This is a genomic window from Bradyrhizobium sp. (assembly GCF_036009065.1).
Taxonomy (GTDB): Bacteria; Pseudomonadota; Alphaproteobacteria; order Rhizobiales; family Xanthobacteraceae; genus Bradyrhizobium.
The window spans coordinates 1-2,660 of the sequence record NZ_DASYMN010000175.1 but is presented as its reverse complement, the minus strand read 5'-3'; the positions used below and the strand labels follow the sequence as shown (position 1 = coordinate 2,660).

Here is a 2,660-nt window from a genome sequence, read left to right as displayed (position 1 = left end):
CGTGTTGCGCTATGCCCGCTCGTTCGAGACGGACCAACCCCCGGCGAAATCCTTCCAGCTTCATATCCAGGTTGTGCAATAGCGTCCCCGGACACAGATGCGTCGGGAACGCATTGAAACGCGAACCGTCTAGCCTGAAACCAACCGGATCGTCCAAAAGTCACTGGCCAGGTGATGATCTGTCAAATAGGCGTAAGGAATCGTGAAGTAACCTTTTTGCCCCCACTTCGGACCCCAGGAATTACGCACGATGAAGACCTGGTGCTTATCGTCATAGCCCACTGCCAGAACCGCATGCCCGCCGACGACCGCTTCGGTGTGCGCCGGCATTGGCACGACGCCCGACTTCGCAACCTGCTCGCTTTCGAAGCTCTCGTAGACTGTGAAGCCATAGACCTGGGTTCGCGGTCTCTGGGCACACGAGCGCGGGCCGGCGCTGGTAACCCATTGAATTGGCCCCCTTTCGACGTCAGCCGGTCCGGAAATTCTTCAGACGCCTAGACACACACTGACGACGTTGTCATTAGCATTGGCAGCCAGATAGCCTAAAATCCTAGGTATGTATCTGCGCGTCACCGAGCGGCGAAACCGCGATGGATCCACCGTCGCCTACTATGCCCTCGCCGAAAACGACTGGAACGCCGAGGCCAAGCGCTCGGAAACCCGCGTCATCCACAGCTTCGGCCGGGCCGATCAACTCGACCGCGCCGCCCTGCAGCGTCTGCTCGCCAGCATCAACCGCGTCATCGATGCCGATGCTGCCGACACCCTGCCGACCCGCGGCAAGACTGCGGTTGCCGAGATCGAGATCGACGCCGTCTTTGAACTCGCCATCGTGCTGACCGCCCGCGGTCTGTGGGAAGAACTCGGCATCGGCGAGGCCATCCGCATCCGCGCGGATCGCGCCGGCCTGACCGCCCCGCACGAGGTCGCCTTGTTCGCCATGGCGGCGCAACGTCTTGACGACCCCGCCTCGAAGCTAGCCTGTGCCACACGGTGGCTGTCCGATATCGCCTGGCTGCCGCAAGCCGACGCAATCGCCGTCGATCAGCTCTATCGCGCCCTCGACTTCCTCGCCGTCTGGTCCGACGAGATCGAACGCGACGTGTTCCTGAAGGCCGCCGACCTGCTGCGGTTGGATGTCGATCTGATTTTCTACGATACCACCACAGCGTATTTCGAGATCGACGAGCCGGATGAATTCGCCGAACATTGGGCTGGCAAGCTATCTGCGCCGCTGCGCCAGCGTGGTCACAGCAAGGAAGGCCGCGATAACCAGCCGCAGGTCATTATCGCGCTGGCGGTCACGCGCGACGGGATGCCAGTGCGCTCGTGGGTACTGCCAGGCAATACCGCCGACGTGGCGACGGTTGCCCGCATCAAGCAGGACCTGCATGCCTGGCAGCTCGGCCGTTGCCTGTTCGTCGGCGATGCTGGGATGTACGCGGCCAAGAACCTCGTCGAACTGAGCCGCGGCCTCGGCCGCTACGTGCTGGCGGTACCGATGCGCCGGGTGCAGGACGTTGAGGCTGAGGTACTGACCCGCCCGGGCCGTTATCGAGAGGTCGCTGGCAACCTACAGGTCAAGGAAGTCTGGGTCGGTGATGGCGAGCGGCGCAAGCGCTACGTGCTATGCCTCAATCCGCTGGAAGCTGAACGCCAGCGACAGCATCGCCAGCAGGTGCTGATGGAGATTGAGGCCGAGCTGACGGCGCTGGACAAGCGAGAGGATGACCATCCGAAGGCAGCCTGTACCTTGATGGCGTCGAAGCGTTACAGCCGCTACCTCAGCACCGAGCGGCATGGTCGGCCAAAGCTGGATGCGGCCAAGGTGAGAGCGGCGGAGAAATTCGACGGCAAGTTTGTCGTCATAACAAACCACGATACACTCTCGGCGGAGGACGTTGCCCTCGCTTACAAGGCCGGTGCGATGATTGAATCCTGCTTCCGGCGGATGAAGCAGACCGGCCTCGAAGTGCGTCCGATGTTTCATTGGACGCCACGCCGGATCGAGGCGCATGTGAAGCTTTGTGTTCTCGCGCTGCAGATGCAGCGTTCTGCGGAGATCCGCACGGCTCTGCCGTGGGCGCGCGTCGCACACGTGCTGGCGGCGCTGAAGGCGGTCCGCTACCGCAGCGAAAGCCGGACGATTGTTCAGCGCACGAAAATCGGCGCCGAGCTGGCCGGTTTGCTAAAAAAGCTCGGAATATCAGCACCTAAGCAACTGATGGCGGTGGCCGAGACGGCGGAGACCCCTGCCACGGCCTAGACACACGCCTGGAATCCGTCTTCTGTAAGCCACTGATTTGGCCCGCGGATTCAACGCGTGTGCGCCGTGACCGCGAACCCAGGTCTGGCTGAGCCCGACCTGGGCGGCAATGGCCGCATAGCTCACGCCGTTCTGGCGCAGCCCAATCACCTGTCGCCGTCTCTCCTCCTGAGCGGCCGGAGCCAACTTGCGCATGTCCACGTGCTTCATATCTAAGCACGTGCCGGCCCTCAGCTTTCATTCAAGATAATGAGGGCCGGATCTATAAACTTGGCGGTTGCACTCGACGCCGTGCCGCACATGGTGCCGGGCACGCATGCGAGGCGAGTATCGCGGCCAACGTGGCGTTCGTCCACGCGATGTTTGCCGATCCGACCGCGGTGATGGCGCG

General features: G+C 62.4%; 3 protein-coding genes. 1 reads left to right on the top strand and 2 read right to left on the bottom strand.

Annotation, left to right across the window (positions count from 1 at the left end; translation table 11 throughout):
* Positions 1–129: 129 nt before the first annotated feature.
* On the bottom strand, positions 130–453 hold the full coding sequence (locus tag VGP39_RS10650; RefSeq protein ID WP_327568067.1) for a C1 family peptidase: 324 nt from the start codon (positions 451–453) through the stop codon (positions 130–132).
* 106 nt (positions 454–559) lie between these two features.
* Between VGP39_RS10650 and VGP39_RS10645 the strand changes: the two genes are divergently transcribed.
* Positions 560–2,269 carry an IS1634 family transposase gene (locus VGP39_RS10645; protein ID WP_327568065.1) on the top strand — a complete coding sequence of 570 codons (1,710 nt, stop codon included), beginning with the start codon at positions 560–562 and terminating at the stop codon, positions 2,267–2,269.
* Here the strand turns inward: VGP39_RS10645 and VGP39_RS10640 are convergent.
* Positions 2,210–2,464: a helix-turn-helix domain-containing protein gene (locus VGP39_RS10640; protein ID WP_327568066.1), complete on the bottom strand. Its 255-nt coding sequence runs from the start codon at positions 2,462–2,464 to the stop codon at positions 2,210–2,212. The genes VGP39_RS10645 and VGP39_RS10640 overlap by 60 nt on opposite strands.
* Between the last annotated feature and the right edge of the window lie 196 nt (positions 2,465–2,660).

What these genes read in the sequence shown, in the direction of transcription:
- VGP39_RS10645 (WP_327568065.1), top strand. Translation starts at nt 560, where the DNA reads ATGTATCTGCGCGTCACCGAGCGGCGAAACCGCGATGGATCCACCGTC.
- VGP39_RS10640 (WP_327568066.1), bottom strand. Translation starts at nt 2,464, where the DNA reads ATGCGCAAGTTGGCTCCGGCCGCTCAGGAGGAGAGACGGCGACAGGTG.